The 26,562-nt window shown below is 33.1% G+C and carries 25 protein-coding genes and 5 tRNA genes; 13 read left to right on the top strand and 17 right to left on the bottom strand.

Annotation, left to right across the window (positions count from 1 at the left end; translation table 11 throughout):
- Positions 1-76: 76 nt before the first annotated feature.
- Complete coding sequence (locus ABID42_RS11340; protein ID WP_323259125.1) at positions 77-433, bottom strand: DoxX family protein; 357 nt, start codon at positions 431-433, stop codon at positions 77-79.
- Between the two features lie 146 nt (positions 434-579).
- Here ABID42_RS11340 and ABID42_RS11335 point away from each other — a divergent pair, with 146 nt between their 5' ends.
- On the top strand, positions 580-951 hold the full coding sequence (locus ABID42_RS11335) for a winged helix-turn-helix transcriptional regulator (protein WP_367283753.1): 372 nt from the start codon (positions 580-582) through the stop codon (positions 949-951).
- Positions 952-992: 41 nt separating this feature from the next.
- Here ABID42_RS11335 and ABID42_RS11330 read toward each other — a convergent pair whose 3' ends face one another.
- Together ABID42_RS11330 and ABID42_RS11325 are read right to left on the bottom strand one after the other, a co-directional pair.
- On the bottom strand, positions 993-1,733 hold the full coding sequence (locus ABID42_RS11330; RefSeq protein ID WP_367283752.1) for an SDR family oxidoreductase: 741 nt from the start codon (positions 1,731-1,733) through the stop codon (positions 993-995).
- A gap of 77 nt (positions 1,734-1,810) precedes the next feature.
- Positions 1,811-2,413, bottom strand: coding sequence for a TetR/AcrR family transcriptional regulator (locus ABID42_RS11325; protein ID WP_367283751.1), 603 nt, complete (start codon positions 2,411-2,413; stop codon positions 1,811-1,813).
- A gap of 301 nt (positions 2,414-2,714) precedes the next feature.
- Between ABID42_RS11325 and ABID42_RS11320 the strand changes: the two genes are divergently transcribed.
- Positions 2,715-3,014, top strand: a complete 300-nt coding sequence (locus tag ABID42_RS11320) for a thioredoxin family protein (RefSeq protein WP_323259117.1) — start codon at positions 2,715-2,717, stop codon at positions 3,012-3,014.
- Positions 3,015-3,064: 50 nt separating this feature from the next.
- On the opposite strand, the gene ABID42_RS11315 is transcribed toward ABID42_RS11320, so the two are convergent.
- Positions 3,065-4,066, bottom strand: a complete 1,002-nt coding sequence (locus ABID42_RS11315) for a phosphotransferase enzyme family protein (RefSeq protein WP_367283750.1) — start codon at positions 4,064-4,066, stop codon at positions 3,065-3,067.
- A gap of 149 nt (positions 4,067-4,215) precedes the next feature.
- Here ABID42_RS11315 and ABID42_RS11310 point away from each other — a divergent pair, with 149 nt between their 5' ends.
- On the top strand, positions 4,216-4,650 hold the full coding sequence (locus tag ABID42_RS11310) for a MarR family winged helix-turn-helix transcriptional regulator (protein WP_367283749.1): 435 nt from the start codon (positions 4,216-4,218) through the stop codon (positions 4,648-4,650).
- A gap of 23 nt (positions 4,651-4,673) precedes the next feature.
- On the top strand, positions 4,674-5,099 hold the full coding sequence (locus ABID42_RS11305) for an organic hydroperoxide resistance protein (protein ID WP_367283748.1): 426 nt from the start codon (positions 4,674-4,676) through the stop codon (positions 5,097-5,099).
- Positions 5,100-5,164: 65 nt separating this feature from the next.
- Here ABID42_RS11305 and ABID42_RS11300 read toward each other — a convergent pair.
- From ABID42_RS11300 to ABID42_RS11285, 4 genes are all read right to left on the bottom strand, one after another.
- A tRNA-Lys gene (locus ABID42_RS11300) sits at positions 5,165-5,237 on the bottom strand.
- Between the two features lie 67 nt (positions 5,238-5,304).
- Positions 5,305-5,377 (bottom strand) — tRNA-Lys (locus ABID42_RS11295).
- 77 nt (positions 5,378-5,454) lie between these two features.
- Positions 5,455-5,527: transfer RNA gene (locus tag ABID42_RS11290), tRNA-Lys, on the bottom strand.
- 65 nt (positions 5,528-5,592) lie between these two features.
- Positions 5,593-5,665, bottom strand: a tRNA-Lys gene (locus ABID42_RS11285).
- A 204-nt stretch (positions 5,666-5,869) separates the two neighbouring features.
- Here ABID42_RS11285 and ABID42_RS11280 point away from each other — a divergent pair.
- The gene (locus tag ABID42_RS11280; protein ID WP_367283747.1) at positions 5,870-6,496 is read left to right on the top strand and encodes a hypothetical protein; all 627 of its coding nucleotides are present in this window, start codon (positions 5,870-5,872) and stop codon (positions 6,494-6,496) included.
- A gap of 44 nt (positions 6,497-6,540) precedes the next feature.
- Here the strand turns inward: ABID42_RS11280 and ABID42_RS11275 are convergent, their stop codons facing one another.
- Positions 6,541-7,350, bottom strand: a complete 810-nt coding sequence (locus ABID42_RS11275; RefSeq protein WP_367283746.1) for an SDR family oxidoreductase — start codon at positions 7,348-7,350, stop codon at positions 6,541-6,543.
- A gap of 160 nt (positions 7,351-7,510) precedes the next feature.
- On the opposite strand from ABID42_RS11275, the gene rlmD reads away from it, so the two are divergent.
- Entirely contained in the window at positions 7,511-8,923 is a 1,413-nt protein-coding gene (gene rlmD, locus ABID42_RS11270; RefSeq protein ID WP_367283745.1) for a 23S rRNA (uracil(1939)-C(5))-methyltransferase RlmD, read from the top strand.
- Between the two features lie 156 nt (positions 8,924-9,079).
- Here the strand turns inward: rlmD and dnaB are convergent, their stop codons facing one another.
- Positions 9,080-10,690, bottom strand: coding sequence for a replicative DNA helicase (dnaB, locus tag ABID42_RS11265; protein ID WP_367283744.1), 1,611 nt, complete (start codon positions 10,688-10,690; stop codon positions 9,080-9,082).
- A 253-nt stretch (positions 10,691-10,943) separates the two neighbouring features.
- On the opposite strand from dnaB, the gene ABID42_RS11260 reads away from it, so the two are divergent.
- The 4 genes from ABID42_RS11260 (at position 10,944) to ABID42_RS11245 (ending at position 15,499) form a co-directional block, all read left to right on the top strand.
- The gene (locus ABID42_RS11260) at positions 10,944-11,906 is read left to right on the top strand and encodes a PhoH family protein (RefSeq protein ID WP_323259101.1); all 963 of its coding nucleotides are present in this window, start codon (positions 10,944-10,946) and stop codon (positions 11,904-11,906) included.
- Positions 11,907-12,003: 97 nt separating this feature from the next.
- Positions 12,004-13,302: a M43 family zinc metalloprotease gene (locus ABID42_RS11255; protein WP_367283743.1), complete on the top strand. Its 1,299-nt coding sequence runs from the start codon at positions 12,004-12,006 to the stop codon at positions 13,300-13,302.
- Between the two features lie 106 nt (positions 13,303-13,408).
- Positions 13,409-14,041: a TetR/AcrR family transcriptional regulator gene (locus tag ABID42_RS11250; RefSeq protein WP_367283742.1), complete on the top strand. Its 633-nt coding sequence runs from the start codon at positions 13,409-13,411 to the stop codon at positions 14,039-14,041.
- 129 nt (positions 14,042-14,170) lie between these two features.
- Entirely contained in the window at positions 14,171-15,499 is a 1,329-nt protein-coding gene (locus ABID42_RS11245) for an ABC1 kinase family protein (RefSeq protein WP_367283741.1), read from the top strand.
- 57 nt (positions 15,500-15,556) lie between these two features.
- Here ABID42_RS11245 and ABID42_RS11240 read toward each other — a convergent pair whose 3' ends face one another.
- Positions 15,557-15,955, bottom strand: a complete 399-nt coding sequence (locus ABID42_RS11240; RefSeq protein WP_323259093.1) for a DUF3127 domain-containing protein — start codon at positions 15,953-15,955, stop codon at positions 15,557-15,559.
- Positions 15,956-16,094: 139 nt separating this feature from the next.
- Between ABID42_RS11240 and ABID42_RS11235 the strand changes: the two genes are divergently transcribed.
- A tRNA-Leu gene (locus ABID42_RS11235) sits at positions 16,095-16,178 on the top strand.
- Positions 16,179-16,235: 57 nt separating this feature from the next.
- Here ABID42_RS11235 and ABID42_RS11230 read toward each other — a convergent pair.
- The 4 genes from ABID42_RS11230 to ABID42_RS11215 all read right to left on the bottom strand — a co-directional run bounded on the left by ABID42_RS11230 (position 16,236) and on the right by ABID42_RS11215 (position 20,207).
- Positions 16,236-18,053: a M56 family metallopeptidase gene (locus tag ABID42_RS11230; RefSeq protein WP_367283740.1), complete on the bottom strand. Its 1,818-nt coding sequence runs from the start codon at positions 18,051-18,053 to the stop codon at positions 16,236-16,238.
- Positions 18,054-18,095: 42 nt separating this feature from the next.
- Positions 18,096-18,464, bottom strand: coding sequence for a BlaI/MecI/CopY family transcriptional regulator (locus ABID42_RS11225; protein ID WP_323259157.1), 369 nt, complete (start codon positions 18,462-18,464; stop codon positions 18,096-18,098).
- Positions 18,465-18,617: 153 nt separating this feature from the next.
- Complete coding sequence (locus tag ABID42_RS11220) at positions 18,618-19,283, bottom strand: deoxynucleoside kinase (protein WP_323259090.1); 666 nt, start codon at positions 19,281-19,283, stop codon at positions 18,618-18,620.
- A gap of 153 nt (positions 19,284-19,436) precedes the next feature.
- Positions 19,437-20,207: an SGNH/GDSL hydrolase family protein gene (locus ABID42_RS11215; protein ID WP_367283739.1), complete on the bottom strand. Its 771-nt coding sequence runs from the start codon at positions 20,205-20,207 to the stop codon at positions 19,437-19,439.
- Positions 20,208-20,388: 181 nt separating this feature from the next.
- Here ABID42_RS11215 and ABID42_RS11210 point away from each other — a divergent pair, with 181 nt between their 5' ends.
- On the top strand, positions 20,389-21,360 hold the full coding sequence (locus tag ABID42_RS11210; protein ID WP_367283738.1) for a glycoside hydrolase family 43 protein: 972 nt from the start codon (positions 20,389-20,391) through the stop codon (positions 21,358-21,360).
- A gap of 299 nt (positions 21,361-21,659) precedes the next feature.
- On the opposite strand, the gene ABID42_RS11205 is transcribed toward ABID42_RS11210, so the two are convergent.
- Both ABID42_RS11205 and ABID42_RS11200 read right to left on the bottom strand, forming a co-directional pair.
- Positions 21,660-23,987, bottom strand: coding sequence for a TonB-dependent receptor (locus tag ABID42_RS11205; protein ID WP_367283737.1), 2,328 nt, complete (start codon positions 23,985-23,987; stop codon positions 21,660-21,662).
- A gap of 89 nt (positions 23,988-24,076) precedes the next feature.
- The gene (locus ABID42_RS11200; protein ID WP_367283736.1) at positions 24,077-24,862 is read right to left on the bottom strand and encodes a LuxR C-terminal-related transcriptional regulator; all 786 of its coding nucleotides are present in this window, start codon (positions 24,860-24,862) and stop codon (positions 24,077-24,079) included.
- A gap of 190 nt (positions 24,863-25,052) precedes the next feature.
- Between ABID42_RS11200 and scpC the strand changes: the two genes are divergently transcribed.
- The gene (gene scpC, locus ABID42_RS11195) at positions 25,053-26,555 is read left to right on the top strand and encodes a succinyl-CoA:acetate CoA-transferase ScpC (protein ID WP_367283735.1); all 1,503 of its coding nucleotides are present in this window, start codon (positions 25,053-25,055) and stop codon (positions 26,553-26,555) included.
- Positions 26,556-26,562 lie beyond the last annotated feature (7 nt).

Raw genomic sequence — 26,562 nt, 5'->3', positions numbered from 1 at the left:
TTAGTCATTTATGATTAAATAAAAATCCCAAGCTAACAACTTGGGATTTTTTATTGCTGATAAGATAAGATTACAATTATGCTTTTTCAATTTTACCATTAAAAAAGTAAGAAATAGCCAAAATTACTAACAACACAAGTGCAGGAATAAATGGCGTATTCGTTGCAATATGTGTCCAGATAGCTCCAATAAAAGTAAATGTAAAACCTGCATAAGCCCATTCTTTCAGTTTTTCAATCCACGGATTCACTAAACTAATAGCGCCTAATAATTTGGCAATCCCTAACATCGGAATAAAAAAGGCAGGAAAGCCTAATTGTTTAAAATTCTCCAACAATTCTGGATTCTTACTTAAATACATAAAACTGCTCATCAACATTCCTGCTGCTACTAGACCAGTACTTATCCAATAAATTATTTTTTCTTTTTTCATTGATTTAAAATTTGTTTCGACAAAATTCTGCTAAAATTTCCCTCAAATTGCTATCAGTTTACTGAAGGAAAGTAGTTTCTTTGAGTAAATTAATAGCTTTCGGAGAAATCATAGACAGTAACTTTACATCAACTTAAAATAAGAAAATGAATAAAGACAAAGCACAAGAAATCATTGAAAGAAATTGCGAGGGAGATCATACTCAGGGCATCTTAGCTGCAAGAGATGTGATGGAGTTACTTAGCGGAAAATGGAAAATCCAAATTATTGCTACATTGAGTTTTGACGGCAAAAAACGCTTTATGGATTTATTAAGAAATGTTGAAGGAATAGGTTCAAAAATGCTTTCAAAGGAACTCCAAACACTTGAAAGTAATCAACTCGTTACCAGAACTGTTTGCGATACCAAGCCAATAACTGTTGAATATGAAATCACCGAGTACGGAAAAACATTGAATGCGTTAATCGCCGAAATGATAAGTTGGGGAATTGAGCATCGTAAAAGAATTATGTCATAAAAACTGGTTGCATTTCATCCAATACAACCAGTTTTAAGCTTTTATGAATTCAATGCTTCTAAGGCTTTTTCTGGTGAAGAAAGATATAGTTTGTAAAAGTCTTCTGTAAAACCTACATGAATTTCAAACTCATCGTTTGCTAAGCCTTCAAATAATCTTTCTGCAACTACATTAGGTTTGATACCATTATTTCCACCAATTTCACTTGAAAAATCAGTATCAACCAAAGGAGGCATTAATTCAAATACTTTTACATTAGTTGATTTAGCCAATGCAAAACGTAAAATTTGGCTATACGAATGCAAAGCTGCTTTAGAACTAGAATAAGTTGGGATAGACAAAGCTGGTGCAAAAGATACAATTGAAGATACATTGACTATGGCTGAACTCTCATTTTGTTTTAAGAGTGGCAATAATTTTTCATTTAATCTGACAATGGATAAATAGTTGGTAACAATTTCTTCTTGTGCTTTTTGAAAAGCTTCTACTTCAATATCAATCAAATTATATACATGGGCGAAGCCAGCATTATTTATAACGATATTCAAACTAGGAAAATCTTTTTTCAGTACATCAACCAATTGGGCAGTATCTTCCGCATTTGTCACATCAGAAACGATAGATGTTACATTTTCTAATTGAGCAGCGGCTTTTGTTAAACGATCTGCATTTCTACCTGTTATAATTACTTTATTTCCATTTTGAGAAAATAATTTAGCCATTTCAAAGCCAATACCAGCACTACCGCCAGTAATCAAAATTGTGTTGTTTTGCGTTTTCATTGTTTTTTGATTTTTAATTATTCTTTTTTATTTATCATATACCAATCGGTATATTTGTATTCAAAAAAATACCTTTTTTACAAGGTTATTTTTTGAATAATTTCTTTTACAGTTTCTAAAGATTGATTCAACAATAATGGGTTTTTAGTCGTCTTTGACAAGAAAACTCCACCTTGTATTAAAGCGATGATTGATGTAGCTGTTTTACTTATTTCAGTTTCTGTCTTAAACTCTTGGGCTTCAATGCCTCCTTCAATAATATTTTCTAAAGACTGTTTCCAGTTTGTTACTCCTTCTGTTACTTGTATTCTAAACAATTCATTAGCATCGTCGGCTTCAATACCTGTATTTAATAAAGGACAACCACCATCTTCAAGAAATATTGACATTTCTGAACTAGCATAAATCATAGGCAAAACCATTAATTTATCATAATAGCTTTTCGCTTCATTCATTCTTTTAGTAATCAATTGATTTCTTTGTGCAAGATTATATTCAAAAGCTGCTAAAGCTACATCTTCTTTATTTTCAAAATTTCCATAAATACTTCCTTTGGTAAGTTTCGTCGCTTCTGTTAAATCCGACATTGAAGTACCAGCATAACCTTTCTTATTAAAAAGGCTTGCTGTAGTTTCAATAATAAACTGACGAGTTTTTTCTGATCTTGGAATAAAAGTCATGGCTATATACTTTTCGGTATTTCATTCGATAAAAAAATAAACAAATCAGCTTTGCTTTTTCTTTATTTCTTAATTGATGACACAAATATACCAATCGGTATATTAAAAACAAAATATTGCTTGATTTATTTTTAAATTTATTCCTAGACAAAAAATGATTCCTATTTTCTTGAACTAGTTCAATGAATAAAATATGAGCATCCAATAATTTTGTAGCAACTCATTAAATTTATTGACATAATGAACTATAGCTATTTAAAAAGCTGTTCATTAATTCAGAATCATCAAATATTAAAATAAAATGACAGGTACTTTCGAAGAATTAATTGCTTCATCAACTCCAGTAATAATTGACTTTTCAGCAGAATGGTGTGTGCCTTGCAAGAAAATAACACCGATTTTAAGTCAATTGGTGGATGAATTGGATGAAGAAATCTCAATTATAAAAATTGACATTGATAAAAATCCAGCTTTGAGAAAAAAATATAATATCACGGCTGTACCAACTTTGATTGCTTTCAAAAAAGGTAAACAAAAGTGGCGCCATACAGGAATGATTACTTTAGTGAAAGCTAAACAAGCCATTAGAGAAATTTTGTAGGGATTATATCTTGGAAAAAGGAGAAGTAAAAATCTTTTTCCAAGATAATTTTAAAACTTGCAATACAAATCTGTCCATTTCTTGATGAGCGTTACTCTTTCCTTGATAAATCTAGGCGTGAAAAAGTAGTTCGACCAATCTTCAAAATGCTCAAATTGAAATTTGAAGTAATACATCCAAAACATAAATCCTAAGTAAGGAATTGTAGCAATTTCTTCATCCGACAATTCTCTGTTCTCTCGGTAACCCTTCAAAAAAGTATCAAAATCTTTATCGGCTTGTTCTTGAGTAATTGCCTTAAAATGTACGTGAAAGAAAAAATGTACAAAAAAAGTCATGACATCATTGACTAAGAAGCCTTTTGAAGCAAAATCGAAATCAAAAAAAGTAATATTGTCGTTTTCATCAAAATGGAAATTTTTAGGTAAATAATCATAATGACAATAGCCATAACTAAACTTTGTTAAATCAAACTCATTTAGTTTTTCGATTACTTTAAAGCTTGTTGCTCTTAAATACTCGTATTCTTCTGGCAAATCTTTAAAAGCTGGCTTAATTACTTCTAAAGGCGTCAGTAATGTAGTATTGATATCTAGCGTCTCTCTTAAATGACTTAATGTTACATTTGAGCTAATATTATGATTTATCGCCATTTCACGCCCTACAGTCAGCAGTTGATGCTCATTCAAATCATAAACAGGTTTTCCTAAAGCATAAGTAAACAAAACACCATATCTAATGCCTTCTGCTACATTAAATGATTGAATATCGTTTCCCTGTTTATCAAAAATAGGAAAAGCTACTTTCGCTCCTTGCTGTTTTAAATGATGTAATAATTCAACTTCAGCTTGAATTTCAGGCAGACTCCTATGCGTATTTCTATAAATTTTAAAGATGTGTTTCTCCGATTCACCTTCTAACAAGTAAGTATCACTTACATTTCGAATTAGCAAACGACACGACATTTCTTTAAAACCATATTGTTCATTTAAAAATAGTTCTAGTGCTTTGGTAGAAACAGTAGAATATTGGGTCGGAAAAATTGTGTTCATTGTTGAAGTATTTTGAAAAAGGGATGCAAAAATAATTAAAGCAATTTTATTCCTGTAAAATAATATTTTTGATTGAATCAAAAATACTTGTCATTTTGCTTGCAATTTAATTGTGTACAATTTAATTTTGAACAATAAATAATCACAACATGAATAACTTAAAACTTGAAAACCAATTATGTTTTCCCGTTTATGCCTTATCAAGGCATATTACTTCATTGTATCGACCTCATCTTGAAAAAATCGGATTAACCTATCCACAATATTTAGTGATGTTGGTACTGTGGGAACATGAAGAAGTAACAGTAAAAGAATTAGGACACAAATTATGGCTTGATAGTGGTACACTGACCCCATTACTTAAACGAATGATTGAGAGCGGACTTGTAACCAAAAGCCGTTCTGAACATGATGAAAGATTGGTTGATATTAAAATAACTGAAAAAGGGCGTTTGTTAAAACAAGAAGCCACAAGTATTCCAGAAGCTTTAATTAAAGAATTAGAAACTGACGAAGAGCAATACTTCATGCTAAAAACGCAAATCAATAGAATATTAGCATTAAAAGAATCAAAGAATGTTTAAAATTAATCAACAAAAAAACAAAAATGGAAAAATTATATACAGCCGTAGCTACTGCTACTGGCGGAAGAAATGGTAAAGTAAAAAGTTCAGACGGTATTTTAGATTTAGAAGTTCGTATGCCAAAAGCATTGGGCGGTGCAAATGACAATTACACCAATCCAGAACAATTATTTGCGGCAGGATATTCAGCTTGTTTCGATAGCGCTTTGAAATTGGTGATTAAAATGGGTAAAATTACAACAGGCGAAACATCAGTAAAAGCAGCAGTAAGTATCGGAAAAATTGAAAACGGTGGATTCGGATTAGCTGTAGAATTATTTGTCAATGTTCCGGGCGTTGAGCAAGCACAAGCCGAACAACTTGTAAAACAGGCACATCAAGTTTGTCCTTATTCAAATGCTACAAGAGGCAATATTGAAGTAACGCTTACGGTTACTAATGAAAATTAGTGAATAAAATCAAAAGATACATTCAATAAAAAAGCCTTCAAAATTAAATTTTGAAGGCTTTTTCGTGATCCCGCTGGGACTCGAACCCAGGACCCATACATTAAAAGTGTATTGCTCTACCAACTGAGCTACGGAATCGGTAAACCGATTTGTTTGATAAATGTGCTTTTAAAAAAGCCAAGAAGGAAATTAACAAAAAATCTTGTGATCCCGCTGGGACTCGAACCCAGGACCCATACATTAAAAGTGTATTGCTCTACCAACTGAGCTACGGAATCGTAAATCGGCAAACCGATTTAATATATATAAAGTGTGCCATCTAGCACGAAAGGAAAATTACCGACGGTAATCTTCGTGATCCCGCTGGGACTCGAACCCAGGACCCATACATTAAAAGTGTATTGCTCTACCAACTGAGCTACGGAATCGGTAATTATTTTTTTTTCGGTAAAAAAAGCCATCGCTTCAGCTAAAACGATGGCTTTTTCTTTTGTGATCCCGCTGGGACTCGAACCCAGGACCCATACATTAAAAGTGTATTGCTCTACCAACTGAGCTACGGAATCATTTGCTTTTTTGAGAAAGCGACCAAACATCTTTTGTTTTTGTCATATTGTTTCCCTTAATTGCGGTGCAAAACTACGATTATTAAGAATACAATGCAAGCATACTATCTAAAAAAAATCATATTTTTTTTCTGTTTTTCTTTAACTTTACTACAACTAGCTTATTCTCAGAGCAATGTAGCAACGCTTAAAAAGGCAGATTCTTTGTATAAATCTGACAATTTTACTCAAGCAGAACTTATTTATGAGCAACTTTTGCCAAACATAGAAAAACCTTCTACTGCACTGTTTTTAAAATTAGCTTTTCTGAAAGAAAAAAAAGGAGATTTTTTGAAGACTCTTTACTACCTCAATAAAGCTTATCAACAAGACCCAAACGAAAAAATTCTTTCAAAACTGAATGAAATTGCTCAGCTTCATGAATTAAAAGGTTACGAATTGAATGATTTTAATTTTCTAATTCTTTTCTATAAGCAATATTCTGGCTTTTTAATTGGTATTATGTTGCTCTTGAGTATTTATATATTCTTTGTACTTTTTACGAAAAGATATAAAAATAGATTCATTCCTATTGGTCAAAAGATTTTTTTATTGATTTATATTATTGGAATAGGGATTCTGTTGAACCTTCCTGATAAGTATCACCAAGGTATTATCAACCGAGATGGTGTTTTACTTCGAGCAGAGCCTTCTGCGGTAGCCCCAGTAGTGTTGATGATTGACAGAGGGCATCGTTTGAATCTAATTGGAGGAAATGATATTTGGAAAAGAGTTTATTGGGACGATAAATTTCTTTATTTGAAAGAAAGTGATATTTGGTTAGTTGAATAAAATTAAAAAGGCTAGTTCAGTATGTAGAACTAGCCTTTTTAATTTTATTTTTTCAAAGGGGAATCTTTTTCTTTTGCCAAAGCATTAAAAACCAATGTGTCTGCTAAAGCAGGTAACCATTTATTGATAAAAACAGTAAATTTTCCTTGAAGCGTAAGTACCAAATCTCTTTTTCTAGCCTTCACAGCTTGAAGAATACGTTCAGCTACTTCTTCTGAACTCATCATATTTCCTTCATCACGCATCGATTCTCCTTTTGAATTACCATCAGCACCTAATGAAGCGACTCTAATATTTGAAGCCGTAAAACCCGGGCAAGCTGTTAATACATGTACTCCTGAGTGAAGAAGCTCTGTACGGAGTCCTTCTAAAAAGCCATTCAAGGCAAATTTAGATGCAGAATAGCCAACTCTAACTGGTAAACCTCTGTAACCAGCAATCGAAGAAATCCCTACAATTGAGCCTTTAGTAGCTTTAATATAAGGCAAAGCGTATTTCGTGATATAAACAGTACCAAAAAAGTTAATATCCATTACTTTTCTGATTACTTCAGTATCACAATCATCAAACATAGCTCTCATCGAAACGCCAGCATTATTGATAAGAATATCTATTTTACCGAAAGTTGCTACTGTTTTTTCAACAACATCTTGGTTATCTTTTTCAATACTTACATCAGAAACGATTGGCAAATTTTCGATACCAACAGCACTCAGTTCTTTGCTTGTTGCTAAAAGTGCATCTTGTTTTCTACCAGTAATAACAATTTTGGCACCTTCACGACCAAAGGCAAAAGCCAAAGCTTTTCCAATTCCTGATGATGCACCCGTAATAATGACAACTTTACCTTTCATAATTAAAATTTTGTTGCTCTGTCAATGATTTTTCAAAATGATTAGGATACCAACAATGAGCTTTCAATGCATCCTTATTTACTACAAAATTCAACTAAGTTTCTGAAAACTCCTCGTTGATTATCAATAATAATTTTAATCCTTCGTATTTTTGCAAAGTATGAAAAAGAAAAAGAAAGAAAATATCATTTTTGAAAATGTATTAATTGAAAACTTTGCTGCCGAAGCAAAGTGTATAAGTCGAATTGAAGACAAAGTAGTTTTTATAGATGGACCCGTTGCTCCTGGTGATTATGCTGATTTAAGAGTTACCAAATCAAAGTCAAGCTTCATGGAGGCGACAGCTTTTAACATTCGCCCAAACTCAGAATATCGTACTCAAACAATATGCTCGCATTTTGGCACATGTGGCGGTTGCAAATGGCAACATATTGATTATCAAACACAATTAACGTTTAAACACAAGCAAGTTGTTGATGCTTTAGAAAGAATTGCTAAAGTAGAATTACCCGAAATAAAATCAATTTTCCCATCTTCTGAAACATTTTACTATCGTAATAAATTAGAATATACTTTCTCACAAAATCGTTGGTTGACTCAAGCACAAATTGATTCTGGAGAATCTTTTTCAAGAAACGCTTTAGGTTTTCATATTCCTAAACGCTATGATAAAATCTTGGATATTGACCATTGCTATTTACAACCAGACCCATCAAATGCTATTCGTTTGGCTTTGAGAGATTTTACAGCAGCCAATAATTTAGATTATTATGAGCAGGTTCGCCAAGAAAAAGGAGCTTTAAGAAATCTAATTATCAGAACAGCTAGTTCGGGTGATTTAATGGTTGTGGTACAATTTGCGTATTGTCAACCTGAAGATATTGATTTAGTGATGAACTTTTTGGCTGATAAATTTCCAGAAATTACTTCTCTAAATTATGTAATCAACACAAAAGGAAACGATACTTTCTTTGATTTAGAAATCGTCAATTTCAAAGGTTTACCTTATATTGTTGAAGAAATGGAAGATTTAAAATTCAGAGTAGGTCCAAAATCTTTCTTCCAAACAAATTCAAAACAAGCGTATGAATTATACAAAATCACTCGTGAATATGCTGATATTCAGGCTAATGACTTTGTATATGACCTTTATACTGGAACTGGAACAATCGCCAATTTCGTAGCCCGACAAGCCAAAAAAGTAATTGGTTTAGAATATGTTGAAATGGCTGTTGAAGATGCAAGAGTAAATTCACAAATCAATAATATTACCAATACAGAATTTTATGCTGGTGATATGCGTAAATTATTGAGCAGCGAATTTGTAAATAAACACGGAAGACCAGACATCGTTATTACAGACCCACCACGTGCTGGTATGGACGAACCAGTAGTTAGAACACTTTTAGAAGCTTCTCCAAAGAGAATTGTCTATGTAAGTTGTAATCCAGCTACTCAAGCCAGAGATTTAGCATTATTAGATGAAAAGTATCAAGTAACCTCAGTTCAACCTGTTGATATGTTTCCACAGACACATCATGTTGAAAATGTAGTAAGATTAGATTTACGATAATTTCAAATATCAACGTCATAAAAGTAAAAAAGCTACCGATACAAAATCAGTAGCTTTTTTACTTTTATGAATTATTACAACCAAAATCTTGATATTTATATAATAATCAGCCTATTATAAAAAATAGTCACTAATTACTAATCACTTCATAAGCATTTAAAATGGAACATCTTGATTAGGCAAATTACTTCCAAACGAAGAAGAAGGATTTTGAGATGGTAAGTTATTTATTTTACTTCCTAACATTTTTCCACCAGTTTCAAAAGCTGCCGCAGGATTATCAATTTGTTGGAAAGATTGTAAGCTATCACCAGCATAGCCCATGTAGTCTCCAGCATCTAAATCGCAATACTTGGTGTATTTACCGATAAATCTCAACTGAACAGTATCTAATGAACCCGCACGGTTTTTTGCAATAATCAACTCTCCTATTCCAGCCACAGAATTTCCAGCTTCATCTTGCGTAATTCCATAGTAATCAGGACGGTAAATAAACATTACCATATCAGCATCTTGCTCAATCGACCCAGATTCACGTAAATCTGATAATTGTGGTTTCTTATCACCGCCTCTGGTTTCAACCGCACGGCTCAATTGCGAAAGTGCAATTACTGGTACATTCAATTCTTTCGCCAATTGTTTCAATGAACGAGAAATATTCGCAATTTCTTGCTCACGGTTACCAGTACCTTTTCCACCAGAATCTCCTGACATTAGTTGAAGGTAGTCAATCACAATAATCTGAATATCGTGTTGAGCTTTCAAACGACGAGCCTTTGCTCTTAATTCTAAAATTGAAAGTGCTGGAGTATCATCAATAAAAATTGGTGCATTGGTTAACTTTCCAATTTTTGCATGTAATTGTGCCCATTCATGTGGAGCAAGATTACCTTTTCTTAATTTATCTGATTCTAATTCTGCTTCAGCTGAAATCAAACGATTGACCAATTGAACAGAGGACATCTCAAGAGAGAAAAAAGCAACAGCTTGACCGTGGTCAACAGCCGCATTTCTACACGCAGATAAAATTAAAGCGGTTTTACCCATACCCGGACGAGCCGCAATAATAATTAATTCTGTTTTCTGAAAACCAGAAGTAACTCTATCCAAAGCTGTAAAACCTGTTGGCACGCCCGTCAATCCTTCTTTCTGATTTTTCTTTAATTCTAATTCCAATAAAGCAGAACGCATAATTTGCCCCATATCAGAATAATTCTTACGAATGTTGGCTTCTGAAATTCTGAACAATTCTTGCTCTATTTTATCTAAGAGCATAAAAACGTCAGTCGTATCTTCATAAGCCATTTTTTGAATCTCAGAAGAAACCGTAATCAATTGTCTTTTTAAAGAATGTTCAACAACAATTCTGGCATGAAATTCAATATTGGCAGCAGAATTTACTCTTTGGGTAAGTTCTGCTAAGTATTGTACACCACCTGCTATTTCTAATTCGCCAGTAGTTACTAATTGGTTTTTTACAGTTAATAAGTCAATCGGCTCAGAATTAGCAAATAATTGCGTAATCGCCCCATAAATTCTTTGATGTGCTTCTTTATAAAATGACTCAACTTTTAAAATATCTATAACATCAGTCAAAGCATCACGCTCTAACATCAAAGCACCTAAAACCGCTTCTTCTAAATCTGTAGCCTGAGGTGGAATTTTACCAAGGCCAGTATCCAACCATCTGTTTTGAGCAGATATTCTTCCACCAGCGAAATTTCCGTTTTTCTTAAAATTTCCGTTATTTTGATTTGATAGTTCCATTCTCAATATTCAATCCTTTTATTAGGATATTACAATTCTTTCTAGCAATAAAAAAGAAGATTTTCTATCCGTAACACAATTTTACAAAGAAATTCTTAGAAAACCGAGAAATAAAAAAACTGACATTTCCTAATTTATTGATAATCAAAGTTTAAAAGTAATGTTTGATATTTAATACAAAATTATAAAACAATTGAAGCATTTTTTTATTAAGTTTAGGTAGAATATTAATCAAACTTTAACTATTTCAGATTTGACAGAAAAAATAATTACCTTGGAAGACCTTGAGTTAGTTGGTTTTCTTGGTGTTGAAAACAGCAATATTAAGCAAGTGGCGGCGGCATTTCCTCAGAGTAAAATCATCTCTCGTGGCAATGAAATTACAATTAGAGGCTCATTGCCTGAAATTGTAAGAATAAACGAAATTATGGATTCGCTTATTCAACACTATCAAAAATATGGTAAGATTACCAAGGAGCAAGTTCAATCCTATCTTACTCTTGAAAAAAATCCTTCCACAGAACCTACAGTACATCTTAAAGAAGAAGACGATGTCTTATTGTATGGTACAAAGGGAGTTGTTATCAAAGTAAAAACGCCAAACCAACAAAAAATGGTTGAGGCGGCGGCAAAAAATGATATTGTTTTCGCTGTTGGGCCTGCAGGAACTGGAAAAACATATACGGCTGTAGCCATTGCGGTAAAAGCTTTAAAAAATAAAGAAGTAAAGAAAATCATCATCACTCGCCCAGCCGTTGAAGCAGGTGAAAATTTAGGTTTTTTGCCCGGTGATTTAAAAGAAAAAATTGACCCATATCTTCGTCCAATTTATGATGCTTTAGATGATATGATTCAGCCAGAAAAGCTAAAATACTTTATCGAAAACAGAGTCATTGAAATAGCTCCATTGGCGTATATGCGTGGTAGAACTCTCAATAATGCTTTTATTTTATTAGACGAAGCACAAAATACAACGCCCATGCAAATGAAAATGTTTTTGACAAGAATGGGAATTCAATCTAAAGTAATTATTACTGGCGATAAAACTCAAATTGACTTACCAACAAAGGTGAAATCTGGTTTGGCAGAAGCAAGTAGAATTCTTGATAATATCAAAGGCATTGCTTTCGTAGAGTTAGATGGAAAAGATGTTGTCCGTCACCGTTTAGTTCGTGATATTATCATGGCTTACGAAAAATCTGAAGCTGAAAAATAAGGCTTAAAATTTATACACATACGCAACTGCTTTGATTTGTATTTTGTCAATAATACAAATCAAAGCAGTTTTTGCGTTAGTTCAAAAAATATTCATTATGAAAAAAATACTATCCTCCTTTTTAATACTTATTCCCTCTATCCTATCTGCCCAAGACAAATGCGGAGTAGTAATGAACGACAAAAAGCTTCAAGAAAAGTATAGCAACTGGAATCAAAAAAAAGCAAATTTTGAAGCACAAATTCAAGTAATACAGGCACAAAGAAAAAGTAGTTCGGCAAGAGTCGAAGATAAAATTTATACCATTCCAGTTGTTGTGCACATTCTTCATAACAACATCAATAATGTAATAGGCGGAGCAAATAATGTTAATATTACCGATGCTCAAATTAAATCTCAAATTCAAATCTTAAATGAAGATTATCGGCGTCAATTGGGCACTAATGGATACAATATCAATCCAGTAGGAGCCGATATGGAAATAAATTTCAAATTAGCAGACATTGATCCAGATGGTAATTCTACAATAGGTATTACTCGTACCTATGTCAAACAAACAGGGTTCAATTTTGTAAATGAAAAGAATCAAATTGCAGAAATTATTCAATGGGATAATGAAAAATACCTGAATATTTGGGTTACTCGTGGTAATAACGGAGTAATTGGCTATGCAAGTTTCCCTTATGATAGTAAAATCGAAGGATTAGGTGCTAATAATTCAAATATTGCTGAACAAGAATTATTCGATGGAGTAATTATCGACTATAAAAATTTTGGAAATTGTTGCGGTACTTTAAGCCAGACTTATAATTTAGGACGAACTACAACCCATGAAGTAGGTCACTGGCTTGGACTTTTACATCCAAATGGAGATGAAAATTGTGGAACAGATTACTGTGATGATACTCCTCAAATTGAGAGCTTGAACTTAAACACAACTTGTGATAAATTAACTTCTAGCTGTAGTAGTGAAAGAATTACTAATATGATTGAGAACTATATGGATTATTCTCCAGACCGTTGCATGAATGTTTTTACGCTCGACCAAAAAAATAGAACAAGAGCGGCCTTGAACTTAAGTATGAAGCGACAAAAATTACTAAATAATGCCGAACCACTTTCAGATACTGAAAAACTACAAGCATCTGTTGAGCCAAATCCAATCAACCCTTCAACTGACGGAAGTATCAAAATAAGAGTAACTTTTAAAGATGAGCAAGATTTAAGTATTCAGCTTTATGATGGCAGAGGCATTTTAATGCAAGAAAAAAATCTTAATAAACAAAAAAGTGGTTTCTATTATTTGAATCCAGAAGCATTAGCAACAGGATATTACATTGTTAATGTAAAAACTGCTACTGAATATATTTCAAAAAAAGTTTTAGTACAACGTTAATATTGCAATTATTCCAAGAATAAGAAACAAAGCTCTTCACCAGTATGTTACAGCATCAATAAGTAGATATTATATCCTTCTTGCTGAATAACAAAAAAGAAAAAACATGGATAAAGTAGAAAAAATCAAACAGGCCTACATTGAGTACTTTCTTGAAAATGGAACTCAACCCCCTTCTGTATTTGCTTTCACTAAAAAATTGAAAATGAAAGAGAGTGAATTCTATGAACACTATAATTCATTTGAGCTTTTAGAAAGTGCTATTTGGCTCGGTTTTTTCAATGAAACCAAAAGCAAAATTGAATCCGAAGAAGTATATGCTACGTATAGTGTTCGTGAAAAGCTTTTAGCATTTTACTACACATGGATTGAAGTGCTTAAACAACATAGAAGTTACACTTCACAAACTTGGCGACTTATCGATAAACGAAAATTAAAAACGCCTGTTTTCATGACCGACTTGAAAATTGCTTTTAAAGAATTTTCTCATGATTTGGTTTTAGAAGGAAAAGAAAGTAATGAAGTACAACCTAGAAAATTTATTGATGAAAGATACCCAGATGCCTTTTGGTTACAGTTCTTGATGATACTAGATTTTTGGGTAAAAGATAAAACAAAAGGCTTTGAACAAACAGATGCTATGATTGAAAAATCAGTAAATACTTCGTTTGATTTGATGGCTTCATCTGCCCTAGATTCTGTGCTTGACTTTGCAAAATTCATGTTTCAAAACAGATAACAGGAAAAATATATTCTAAATTTTTTATTTATATAAATAGCCATAACATATTTGATAAACAACAAGTTAATATTTTAACAAATATATTATTTGGTACTTAAAATAAGAGTATAGATTTTCTCTATGACAATGAAAGAACAAAATTCGATACCAACTTCAAAGGTTGCAAGAGCTACAAAATTCGTAAAGACTGGTGTAAAAATTGGTGGTAATTATTTAAAACATAATGTTAAAAAAATGATTGACCCCAATATTAGTCGTGACGAATTACATCAAGACAATGCTACTGACATCTACTCCTCTTTGAGCGAGATGAAAGGTTCTGCCCTCAAAGTTACACAAATGTTAAGTATGGACAAAGGAATGTTGCCAAGAGCTTACAGAGAAAAATTTGCTATGTCTCAATACTCTGCTCCGCCCCTTTCTGGACCTTTAGTAATGAAAACGTTTAGGAAACATTTTGGTAAATCGCCACAAGAACTTTATGATACTTTTGACATAAATGCAAGCAATGCTGCCTCTATCGGACAAGTACACAAGGCTACTAAAAATGGTAAACCGTTAGCGGTTAAAGTACAATATCCAGGTGTTTCAGAAAGTATTGGCAGTGATTTAAAAATGATTCGCCCAATTGCAATCGCAATGTTCGGCTTAAATGAGAATGATGTTGATAGGTACATGGGTGAAGTTGCAGAAAAGCTCATTGAAGAAACTGATTATTTATTAGAATTAAAACGCTCTGTCGAAATCTCAGAGGCTTGCGCACACATCGACGGTTTATTTTTTCCAAAATATTACGCTGATTTATCTTGTGAAAGAATTCTGACAATGGATTGGCTGGAAGGATTTCATTTAAATGAATTTCTGAAAACAAATCCTTCACAAGAAATTCGAAACAAAATTGGTCAGGCACTTTGGGATTTTTATGATTTTCAGATACATACACTTCGCAAAGTTCATGCAGACCCTCATCCCGGAAATTTCTTAATGAGAAAAGATGGGACAATGGGAATTATTGATTTTGGTTGCATTAAAGTAATTAATGATGAATTTTATGATAATTACTTCGCATTAATCAATTTTGATACTTTGGATGATAATGATAAAACAACAAGAATTTTCAAAACCTTGGATTTCATCACAAAATCCGATTCTGAAAAAGAAGCAATATTTTTTACTGAGCTTTTTAAAGAAATGATTTTTTTACTTGGAAAGCCTTTCGCTGTAGAAGAATTTGATTTTGCCGATGACGAATATTTCGAAAGTGTATATTTATATGCAGAGAAATTACAAAACTTAGATGAGCTAAAAAGCTCTAAAGTAGCCAGAGGTTCACAACATGGTTTGTATATCAACCGTACTTATTTTGGCTTATATTCTATTCTTAACGAATTAAAAGCCAAAGTAACTACAACACGTCCAGAATGGCTCAGATCAAACGCATTGAAGGTTTGCTAAATTTTTTAGGTGTTACTATAGTCATAAAAATTATATAATAACACCTAAAATTCATACTTAAAATGGTAAGTCTTGATCGTCTTCACTGAAAGATGGAAGGTCTGCTGCAGGAGTTGCAGGCTTGCTAGCTGGTGCTGAAGATGGTCTTGAAGAAGCCACTGGAGCAGATGCACTTGGAGCATCACTTGCCAAATCAATTCTGTAAGCTCTTAAATCTGTGTACCATCTTTCATTATATTCACGAGATTCTACACTGAAAGTAACTCTAAGTTTATCACCTAAAGAGAAAGTTTTTAAATCTGCTGATTTGTCTCCCCAAGCAGTGAAACAAGCTTTTTTAGGATATTGATCTTCAGTTTCAAGTACAAAATCTTGTTTAACCCAAGCTCCATTTTTTCCTTGACCGGTTACTTCATTGAGTACTTTTATCAAATTACCTTCAAATTCTAATGCCATTGTAATATTTTTTTGTTTTTTACTTTGTTTGTTATACTTGATTCTCAAAGGTTTAAAAAAGACAAAAGCAAACTTGCTCCTTCACCTTTTGAAAACCTTTGCAATTAAGCAAATTTTCTTTAATTTCGCACCATCATTAGGCAATGTGGTGGAATTGGTAGACACGCTACTTTGAGGTGGTAGTGGGAGTTATCCTGTAGGAGTTCGAGTCTCCTCATTGTCACAAAAAAAGCATCTTTGGAAATTTCCAGAGATGCTTTTTTGTTATTGTTAATCCTAATTATGGCTTAATACTTGGTGCTGGTGGCGGTGTTGGCGCTGCAGCAGGCGATGGTGGTGTCGGTGGAGTTGGTGGCTCTGGTGCATCAGGTAAAGCATTAAATGCACTATTAATTTTTGCTCTTACTGAGGCTGGGAGTACTTTATGAATTTCTTTAGCACGAAATTCTATTTCTTTACCCAATGCTTCAATTGGTTTTGCTTCTAGCTCAATTAATTTACTCAGGCTGTCAATTGGAGCGCTGTTGAAGTTCATTCTCTCTCCTATTTTTTCCATTTCATCACCATACTTTTCCATTTGCTGCTCAATCATCTTCATTTCTTTTTCAATCTGATTCATATTTTGTTCAGCATTTTTCCTAGCTTGTGAGTCCTCTTTGTAAGAAATCATCTTTTCAGCAATACTACCTTGCTTTTCACCTAACTTAGATAACTTATTACTCAATTCTGAAATTTTGATTGAAAAGTTATTCATTGGCTGGCTATGCTCATTTATTTTCTGGCTATAAATAGAAATTTGTTTAGAAAGCTCCTCAATTTTCTTTTGGTGAGGTTCCATTTTCTTTTCAAGAATTTCAATGGCTACTAATTCTTTCGATACTTTGATACTATCTACTTGAGAAAGATGCACCTTTTCTCCATTAATATAGATATTTCCCTTAGAGATATTAAGGTTATTATCAAAGCTATGGTCAATTCTCACAGTCTTATTTATTTTTTTAGGTGGTTTCGGTGCATCGGCTTTCTTAGGTGGTTTTGGCGCTTGTGGAATCGTTTGTGCATCAGCATTATTAGGCAAATTCATAAATACCAAAGTAGTCAATGCAAATAAAGACATTACAATAATACCAGCATAATTCACTGAATTTGTTTTCTTTACGCCTAAAATTCTATGTACTCTTCCTAACAAAGTTTGTTTCTTACCTGCAAAACCCATCGCTAAAGACATATTAGTTTGCTGTTGGAAAATCTCAACTTTGGTTAATGCTTTCGCTAAATGAACTTTATTTCCGCATAACTCAATCGCTAAATCATCACAGCAATTTTCTCTTTCTTCACGAATATTCGCAGAAATCCACCAAGTAGCTGGATGAAAGAAAAATATAATTTCAACCAATGACTGTATGATGTTTACTAAATAATCATGACGTTTGATATGAGCCAATTCATGCGCTAAAACGGCTTCAAGTTCTTTGTTTGACAAACCTGTAATTAAACCAATTGGCAATAAAATAACGGGTTGCAAGAAACCAATCGTCATTGGACTCGTTGCCAAAGAAGATTCTAACAAATTAATTCCTTTTTTAATATTTACTTTTTCTAAAAGCTGATTAAAAAGTACTAGCGTATCACCTTGAATGGTTTTGGTGTACTTCCAACGTAATTGTTCTGTATAAAAATAACCACCCATCAACCTGACTGACAAAAATAACATTCCAATCATCCAAGCACTTACTAATACATTTACATTTTCTGAAAACAATACCTGAAAATCCATCCAAATACTTATATCTGAAGCTGTTGTAGATGATGTACTTAAATTAGTTTGAGCTATTTTATCGAAAGTAAAATTAGTTTGGGTGATTGATGAAACTGAATTTTCTTCAAAAACAATTAAAAAAGTAACGATACTTGCAAAAACTTGAAAAAGTAAACTCGCAAAACCAAACCAATATTTCTTAATGGCTGAGTTCTTTGAAAACAAGAAAACAACTTTTAAAACAATGGCAAGTACCATTAATTGCCAAACTGAGTGAAGCAATGTCCAACCAACGGCTGACATTACATTTTCTGGGAAAAAATTCAAAATTGAGTTCATTGATTTAGAAAGGGGTTAAATATGAGGTTTGTTAAATTAGGTTTAAGCATTTTGTTCCATTTGAGCAATGAGTTTTTTGATTTCATCTAATTCTTCTTTCGAAGCTTGATGATTTCCCAAAGTTTGCATCACCAATTTCATGGCTGAACCACGAAAAGCAGTATCCACAAATTTGTCAACTAAAAATTGTTGCGTGGCTTCTTCAGTAATTGCTGCTTCGTACAAGTGATAACGCCCCTCCTCTATACGTGAAACAATTTTCTTTTCAAACATGATTTGAAGTAACTTCAAAGTTGTTGTATAGCCAATGTCTCTTACTTTCGAAAGTTCATCATTTACTTGTCTTACACTGGCTTGACCCAATGACCAAAGTACTTGAAGAATTTGTAATTCTGATTCTGTAGGTTTGATAGGTTCCATTTCAATAATAATATTTGTTACGAATAATTTCGTAACAAATATACTACGAAAGAATTCGTATTAACAAATTTATCTACGAATATTTTCGTAAATAAATTTAAAATGTCATTTATTTACTTTAAACGGTAAATCTTCAGGCTGAATTTATTCAGATTTATCGAATAAAGAAGGGATTGTCAGCGGTTTGGGACGTGGAGGTGTTTCATAAAGTAAAGCTTTGTCCACTTGGTTAATGACAAAAGCCAAATCTTCCGCATTATTTAAGTAATCCAATTCGTTAACATCTAAAATCAATAATTTACCATAAGTATAGCTTTCGGTAAAGTTATCATAGTGTCTGTTCAAATCTTGTAGATAATCAATAGAAATATTGGCTTCAAAATCTCTTCCTCTTTTTTTAATCTGAGAAACCAATTTTGGCATATCAGCTTTTAAATAAATCGTTAAATCGGGTGCTTTTACGGAAGTCATCATCAAATCGAAGATTCCTTTATAAGTAAGATAATCGTTTTCCGACATGATTCCACCTTCATATAAATTCTGAGCAAAGATGTAGGCATCTTCATAAATTGTTCTATCTTGAATAATTCTTTTATTCGATTGTTGAATTTGTAATACTTGTTCGTATCTACTTTTCAAAAAATACAATTGCAAATGGAAAGCCCAACGTGGCATATCTCCATAAAAATCAGCCAAATACGGATTTCCTTCCACAGCTTCAAATAATACTTCCCATCCAAAATGATCTGCTAATTTTTTCGCTAGTGATGTTTTTCCAGCTCCGATATTTCCAGTTACGGCAATGTGCATTGTATTTTTATTAAATTGATGAATTTGATTTTATTCTCAAATTTCGGGCTTTTTAGCATCAAAATCAAAAAACGAACTACTCTTCTGAGCATTAAATAAAGGATTACATTGAAATCAAAAAAATAGCCTTCATATCCGAAGGCTACAATTCATTTAATATTTATACTTTTTCAGAAACTTCAATCTTTTACTTACTGCTTTAATCCATTCACGAGCCATCAATTCATGTCCAAAAACAGTTGGATGAATCCCATCCCAAACCCAGTATTCATCTGGTGCATTTTTAAAAGCTTTTTCAAACATTGAAGGATAATCAATCAACACTGCATCATATTCTTTTGCAAGTTTTTTGACAACTTCGGCTCTAGCGTTCGTTTCTTTTTGCCAAATGTCCCAATTATCTTTTCTACCCTTAATTGCATAAACAAATGGAATACCCAACACAAATAGAATATCTGGGTTGTTTTGTTTACACTGATCAAGTAAATCTCTGTAACCAATTTCAAATTGTTCAAGATTAGGTGCTTCCTCTGGTTTACGAATTAAAGCATTTACATCATTAATACCAATTAACAAACTCAATACATCAGGTTTTAAATCAAGTGTTTCTTCTTTCCAACGTTTTTGTAAATCTGGAATTCTATTTCCACTGATACCTCTATTATAAAAAGTAAATCCCGCTTCAGGAAAATCAGCTCCTATCCTACTTGCTACTCCATAAGCATAACCATGCCCCATAATATGATTAGGGTCGGTATTTCTACCTCTGTTTCCATCCGTAATAGAATCTCCCTGAAAAAGAAAAGTAAGTTTTGTTTCCATCTCAAGATTACTTGCAGCAACTGAATTACTTTTCAAGCCCATCAAAAAGGTAGATATGGCTGAGGATTGTAAAAAAACTCTTCTTGAAAAAATGTTTTTCATAAATAATGGTTTAAAATCTTTATTTACTTTAAAATACAATTTCAGTAAAATGTACTTATCAATCAAAGATTTTGTTTTTTGTTTTCTTTCAAAAGGTTTTTATGATTTCTTTGTTGTACTCAAATCTTATGTTTGAGATTAAATTATCCAATTATCTATAAAAACATTTTCATTTCAAATCATGAAAAAATTACTATCCTTATTACTCTTTATTTTGATTGCCCAGACAATGTATGCTCAGAAAAAAACGAGTGCTGGCAATCCTATTTTTCAAGGTTGGTATGCCGACCCAGAAGGAATAATTTTCGACAAAACTTACTGGATTTATCCAACCTATTCTGCACCTTATGATAAACAAGTATTCTTCGATGCTTTTTCATCCAAAGATTTAGTTACTTGGACAAAACATTCCAAAATTTTAGATACTTCAAACGTAAAATGGGCGAAACGTGCCGTTTGGGCTCCTTCTATCATTGAAAAAGGTGGAAAGTATTTTATTTTCTTTGGAGCAAACGATATTCAGAGTGATAAAGAATATGGTGGCATTGGCGTAGCTGTTGCCGATAAACCTTCGGGGCCTTTTAAAGATTACCTTAAAAAACCTTTAATTGATAAATTTCATAATGGAGCTCAACCAATCGACCAATTTGTTTTTAAAGATAAAGACGAGTATTATTTAATTTATGGTGGTTGGAGACATTGTAATATTGCTCATTTGAAAAAGGACTTTACAGGTTTCATTCCTTATGAAGACGGAGGTATTTTCAAAGAAATTACACCAGAAAACTATGTTGAAGGACCATTTATGTTTAAAAAGAATGGAAAATATTACTTCATGTGGTCGGAAGGTGGTTGGACTGGTCCAGATTATTCTGTGGCTTATGCCATTGCAGATTCTCCTTTTGGTCCTTTTAAACGAATTGGTAAAATTTTACAACAAGACCCAAAGATTGCCACAGGTGCGGGGCATCATTCAGTGATAAAAAATCCTAAAACAGACGATTGGTACATAGTTTATCATAGAAGACCATTAACTGAGAAAGATGGTAATTCAAGAGTTACTTGTATTGATAAAATGTTTTTTGATGAAAATGGACTTATCAAGCCTGTAGTTATTACCAATGAAGGTGTTGAAAAGAAAGCTATAAAGTAAAAAGACATTTCTAATTTTATATTTAAAAAAAGTGGCCATAGAACTAACTATGACCACTTTTTTGTGATTGGTAAGTAACGAATTCCTACTGTTTGAGCGGAGCGAGTTTAGGAATTCTTGATTTTCTTTTGTTACTTTTCTTTTATCAAGAAAAGAAAAGTAAGGACAGAACGATAATAAATATCAAACTTCTAAAACTAGTTATCTTAAAGAAAAAAACGAGATAACTCATATTGGATTTATGAAAATGGGGAGATTATAGTTCTCCATTAGAGACTTAATATCGGTAGAAATAACATTTAGAATTCTATCCGATAGCTTAGGTTTGGAATAAAAAGACTTTCTCGGTATTCATCTACCACCTTACTAAGATAATTATATTGAAAACCCATAAACTCTTTATACATCGTAGCATTGATTATTTTCAAAGCAATTTCTCTACTAGATTTCTTCTTATTAATCTTGAAAGTTGCTGTAAAATGTGACGTAAAAGCCGAAGGCAATTGTTTCGAGAAAGCTTGTCTTTCATCAAATTTTGCCTCCTGAGCTTTTTGGGAAGCTTTTTCATCTAACGGTGAATAATGATCACCTCCCTGATAACTCAACCGGATATTAATTCCAAATACATTTTGCTGGCTTTTGCCTACCTGCCATTCTTTTCCTGTTAAAAAATTAAACGCATAGTTTCTATTATACCTCGTACTTCGCCACAATCCGTCTCCTCCTCTATACTTTGAACTAAAAATTGAACCAGTAACCATATAATAAAATCCGTCCGAAAGATATTTCTCAAAAGTAATGTCCACACCATAGTTTTTCCCTTCTCCTGTGTTTTGTAAAGCTTCTTTAAAAAACCAATCGCTGGTTAAGTTAATTGTAGAGAACGAACTATCTTTTATCACAGGTACGTTGAAGAGTTTTTGATAATAACCTTCAATTTTCAAATGATGGAATTCTGATAAACTCAGGTCATAACCCAATACCAAATGATGAGCTTTTGTAAAGTCAAGGTTTTTATTGAGATTTTCTTGTCCATTTTTCACAAAGTAATAATTCAAGCGCTCTAAACGACTATGCAAGCCATATCCTACACTAAGTGCTTGGTTTTCGACAAAGCGATATTTTATGCCCAAGCGTGGCTCAATGGTGTAATGATTATTCAAGGTAAATAACTGTCCATTCACCCCAACATTCATCGTTATCTTTTCAGAGAAATTAATGGTTGAATTAGTATAAGCCGAAAGTAAAAAGCTTTTACCTTTTTCTTCTACTACTTTTTCCAACAGTTTACCAAGCGTTGAAGCATTTTGCAGTGAAATATCATAACGCAAACTCGTTGCCACTACGCCCGTTTTGTTAGTATGCTTTGAGCTAAACTTTGTGTTTAAATATGAATTAAAAACAAGGCTTATGTTTTGATTATTAATCCTGTTTTTGGGCAGAATATGCGATTCATCATTAATTCTATCTGTGTTCAAATCAATGCCATTAATCGTAGAGGCAAAAGTTGTTTTTAAATACTGCGTATCGTTTAAAAATATTTTATGACTGATTCCACTGGCTGCCATAAACTGTTTGACAGACTGGTTTTCTTTATCAGTATCGTATTTCCATTCTGCTTTATCTTCTTTTATTTTCGCACTAGAGTTATCTAACAAACCAATGCCCCAGAATGAAAATGTACCCGCCTTTTTGGTAGGGAAATTAAGCTTAAAAGAAAAATCTTGGTACTTCACTCCTCCTGCATTATCTGGCAAAAGTGGCTCTAACAATGCCATGGTTGAATAGCGATAATTAAAAAGATAAGATGATTTACCCCCCGACTTAAATGGTCCTTCTGAGGAAACATCAATTCCTGTAAGTCCCACTTGAAATGTATGCTCGGCTTTGTTATTATTGCCTTTTCGCATAAAAATATCGAATACCCCCGAAAGTGCATTATTGTATTCCGCAGGAAAAGCGCCTGAGAAAAAATCTGAATTGGCGAGTAATTGACTACTGAGTGCCGTTAAACCTCCTCCACCAAAACTACTTAAATCAGCAAAGTGATTGGGATTAGGAATTTCTATGCCCTCTAATTTCCATTGCAAAGCTTGTGGATTATTTCCTCTCACCACGATGGCATTATTTCCTACATTACTAGTAACACCTGCGAAAGATGAAACCAGTCGGGCTGGGTCATCAAACCCACCAGCATAACGTCTAGCTTCTTCCACACTTAGCATTCTTGCACTGAGTGTTGCTGTACTGTTGAGTGGCTGTTCTTTATTGACTTGTGGTTTTACAGTAATTTCTGCCAATGTAGTGGTACTTTCTTTCATTGAAACAGTCAGGAAGACTTCTTTTGAGGACGATAATACAATCTCTTTCATCAAAATAGGTTCATAACCAACCATGCTTACTTGAATGTTATACCTTCCAACACTTACATTCTTGATGATAAAGTTTCCTGAGGCATCTGTTTGAGTACCAAATTTTGTATCAAGTATTACAACATTGGCAGAAGGAAGGGCAATATTAGAAGCATTATCAATGACTGTACCTCTAATCGTTTGGGTGGGCTGTTGTGCTTTTGAGCAGAATGAGAACATTCCGATAATCAGTAAGAGTAGGTTAATTTTTAGCATAACTGTATGAATAAATCGGTTTAATGTGAAAGCACAAAGGTCTTTCATAACCCATTTTCATACAATACTGATTTTTCAGTATTCTCTCATTATATCAAGCCAAGCTTTGAAGCAAAAACAATGGCTTCTAGCGAATTATTAGCCCCTAGTTTCTCTAAAACACGTTGTCGATGCGTATTTACGGTATGCACACTGATTGCCAATTTATCTGAAATCTCTTTACTTAAAAAGCCATCTTTAACCAAATGGAGAATCTGAATCTCTCGTTGTGATAAAGCTACACTGGGTTCTTCTACTTTTTTAAGCTCGTCATCGAGAAAGGGAATTATTTTTCCAGTTCTAAAATTCAATAATTGACTTTTCAAGCCCTCGTTAATTTCCTGATTGGGGGATATATCAATAATACTCAGCGACAACCACATATTACCATAAGCATCTAATTCCAATATCTGGTGTTGTTCTACAACCCTGATGTATTTATCCTCAGCATTTAATATTCTATACTCGTTAACTAGTTTATAGTTAGCTTTTTCATCACTTGAAAAAGCAAAAAATAGCTTCAAAAGCGATATTCCATTTCTAGTAAGCTCAATTAAATCGTTAGGATGAATCTTTGTATCTAGGAAGATATGGTCTTTTACTTCAATCTGTGCTAAATCATAGCCCAGCAAACTACTAAAATTAGGTGAATAAAATACGTGTTCTTTTCTAAAAGAATCAAAAACACTTACACCACTATTTCCTAAACTAGCCAAAGTATGCAAGAGTGGCTTATGTTTTTCGAGAATAGCATAATCTAGTTCCTCCTCCACAAATTGCTGTTGGTTTAGTAATGCTATGTATGTAGTAGTAATATGTTGTTGTTCTTCAGTCATAGATGACAAGTATTTTCTTACAAATATGACTTACAATTTCTTCATTTTTGTATTTCTATTTTAAAATATTGCTTGAACTAATGTTATTGTCAACTTATTATTCCATCAATTAACCAGAAAACTAATAATAGTCATAGTTATTGAAATCCTTTCAGGCGAATTTCGAGCTTTTCAACAAAAGCTTAAATGTATGAACCTAGAAAGAATTCAAAATACTGATTTATTAGACAAAGTTATTACTGCCAATGATGCTGCTTTATTTTTTGAAAACGGAATGGTGGTTGGTGCTAGTGGCTTTACTCGTGCTGGTGATAGCAAAGCTGTATTAAAAGCTTTGGCCGATAGAGGAAAAGAGGCACAATTAAAAATTACATTAATCACTGGGGCTTCGTTAGGGCATGATATTGATGGGCTTCTCGCAGATACTGGTATGCTTGCTAAAAGAATGCCTTTTCAATCTGATGCTGTATTAAGAAAACATATTAATGCTGGCGAAGTATTATTTATCGACCAACATTTAGGCGAAACTGCCGAACTTATCAATAACCATCATCTCCCAGAAATAGACATTGCTGTTATCGAGGTTGCAATGATTAAAGCCGATGGCAGTGTTGTGCCAACTACTTCTATCGGAAATTCGGCTACATTTATCCAAAAAGCAAAGAAGATTATCCTTGAAGTAAATCTTACTATTCCTACCAACATTGAAGGGATTCATGATATATTTTATGCTGGAGATTACCCTCATCGTGCCATTATTCCTATCACCCAAGCCAATTCTTTAATTGGTACTACCAGTATTCCGGTAGATGTTTCTAAAGTTATCGGTATTGTTTATACGAATGTGGCGGATAGTCCCGCTAGTATAGCTGAACCTGATACAAAAACCATTGCCATAGCCAACTTTTTATTAGATTTCCTAAGAAATGAAGTAAAGCACGGGCGATTAACTACTTCATTATTGCCTTTACAAGCAGGTATTGGCAAAGTTGCTAACTCCATTCTTGAAGGTTTCGTCAACAGTGAGTTTAATAATCTTACGATGTATTCAGAAGTTCTTCAAGACAGCACTTTTGATTTAATAGATGCTGGTAATTTAACTTTTGCTTCTGCTTCTTCTATTACTGTTTCCGAAAAATGTTATCAGCGTATCTTTCAAAATTTTGATAACTATAAAAACAAAATTCTCTTGCGTCCTCAGAACATCAGTAATGCCGCTGAAGTGATTCGACGTTTAGGAATCATTGCTATTAATACGGCTATTGAATGTGATATTTATGGAAATGTGAATTCAACCCATGTTTATGGTACTAAAATGATGAATGGCATCGGTGGTTCTGGCGATTTTGCAAGAAATTCCTATCTCTGCATTTTTGTAACACAGGCTGCTTCTAAAGCTGATAATATTTCTCACATTGTTCCGATGGTTTCACACGTAGATCATTCCGAACACGATGTAGATATTATTGTTACTGACTATGGTTTGGCAGATTTAAGAGGTTTAGCTCCTCGTGAGAGAGCTGTAAGAATTATTCAAAACTGTTCACATCCAGATTATAGACCTCATTTGTTAGATTATTTCCAACGTGCCAGTCTTCAAGGTGGACATACTCCACATTTACTCAATGAAGCCCTTTCTTGGCAAGCAAGATTGATTGAAACTGGAAGTATGAAGATAAAAACTGAAGATTAATAGCTTA

Source organism: Arcicella rosea (assembly GCF_040543805.1).
Classification (GTDB): Bacteria; Bacteroidota; Bacteroidia; order Cytophagales; family Spirosomataceae; genus Arcicella; species Arcicella rosea.
This window is presented reverse-complemented; position numbering and strand designations above follow the sequence as displayed.

What these genes read in the sequence shown, in the direction of transcription:
- ABID42_RS11200 (WP_367283736.1), bottom strand. Translation starts at nt 24,862, where the DNA reads ATGACTGAAGAACAACAACATATTACTACTACATACATAGCATTACTA.
- ABID42_RS11335 (WP_367283753.1), top strand. Translation starts at nt 580, where the DNA reads ATGAATAAAGACAAAGCACAAGAAATCATTGAAAGAAATTGCGAGGGA.
- ABID42_RS11230 (WP_367283740.1), bottom strand. Translation starts at nt 18,053, where the DNA reads ATGAACTCAATTTTGAATTTTTTCCCAGAAAATGTAATGTCAGCCGTT.
- ABID42_RS11210 (WP_367283738.1), top strand. Translation starts at nt 20,389, where the DNA reads ATGAAAAAATTACTATCCTTATTACTCTTTATTTTGATTGCCCAGACA.
- dnaB (WP_367283744.1), bottom strand. Translation starts at nt 10,690, where the DNA reads ATGGAACTATCAAATCAAAATAACGGAAATTTTAAGAAAAACGGAAAT.
- ABID42_RS11340 (WP_323259125.1), bottom strand. Translation starts at nt 433, where the DNA reads ATGAAAAAAGAAAAAATAATTTATTGGATAAGTACTGGTCTAGTAGCA.
- ABID42_RS11305 (WP_367283748.1), top strand. Translation starts at nt 4,674, where the DNA reads ATGGAAAAATTATATACAGCCGTAGCTACTGCTACTGGCGGAAGAAAT.
- ABID42_RS11330 (WP_367283752.1), bottom strand. Translation starts at nt 1,733, where the DNA reads ATGAAAACGCAAAACAACACAATTTTGATTACTGGCGGTAGTGCTGGT.
- ABID42_RS11250 (WP_367283742.1), top strand. Translation starts at nt 13,409, where the DNA reads ATGGATAAAGTAGAAAAAATCAAACAGGCCTACATTGAGTACTTTCTT.
- ABID42_RS11325 (WP_367283751.1), bottom strand. Translation starts at nt 2,413, where the DNA reads ATGACTTTTATTCCAAGATCAGAAAAAACTCGTCAGTTTATTATTGAA.
- scpC (WP_367283735.1), top strand. Translation starts at nt 25,053, where the DNA reads ATGAACCTAGAAAGAATTCAAAATACTGATTTATTAGACAAAGTTATT.
- rlmD (WP_367283745.1), top strand. Translation starts at nt 7,511, where the DNA reads ATGAAAAAGAAAAAGAAAGAAAATATCATTTTTGAAAATGTATTAATT.
- ABID42_RS11275 (WP_367283746.1), bottom strand. Translation starts at nt 7,350, where the DNA reads ATGAAAGGTAAAGTTGTCATTATTACGGGTGCATCATCAGGAATTGGA.
- ABID42_RS11255 (WP_367283743.1), top strand. Translation starts at nt 12,004, where the DNA reads ATGAAAAAAATACTATCCTCCTTTTTAATACTTATTCCCTCTATCCTA.
- ABID42_RS11320 (WP_323259117.1), top strand. Translation starts at nt 2,715, where the DNA reads ATGACAGGTACTTTCGAAGAATTAATTGCTTCATCAACTCCAGTAATA.
- ABID42_RS11220 (WP_323259090.1), bottom strand. Translation starts at nt 19,283, where the DNA reads ATGCACATTGCCGTAACTGGAAATATCGGAGCTGGAAAAACATCACTA.
- ABID42_RS11240 (WP_323259093.1), bottom strand. Translation starts at nt 15,955, where the DNA reads ATGGCATTAGAATTTGAAGGTAATTTGATAAAAGTACTCAATGAAGTA.
- ABID42_RS11215 (WP_367283739.1), bottom strand. Translation starts at nt 20,207, where the DNA reads ATGAAAAACATTTTTTCAAGAAGAGTTTTTTTACAATCCTCAGCCATA.
- ABID42_RS11245 (WP_367283741.1), top strand. Translation starts at nt 14,171, where the DNA reads ATGAAAGAACAAAATTCGATACCAACTTCAAAGGTTGCAAGAGCTACA.
- ABID42_RS11205 (WP_367283737.1), bottom strand. Translation starts at nt 23,987, where the DNA reads ATGCTAAAAATTAACCTACTCTTACTGATTATCGGAATGTTCTCATTC.
- ABID42_RS11310 (WP_367283749.1), top strand. Translation starts at nt 4,216, where the DNA reads ATGAATAACTTAAAACTTGAAAACCAATTATGTTTTCCCGTTTATGCC.
- ABID42_RS11315 (WP_367283750.1), bottom strand. Translation starts at nt 4,066, where the DNA reads ATGAACACAATTTTTCCGACCCAATATTCTACTGTTTCTACCAAAGCA.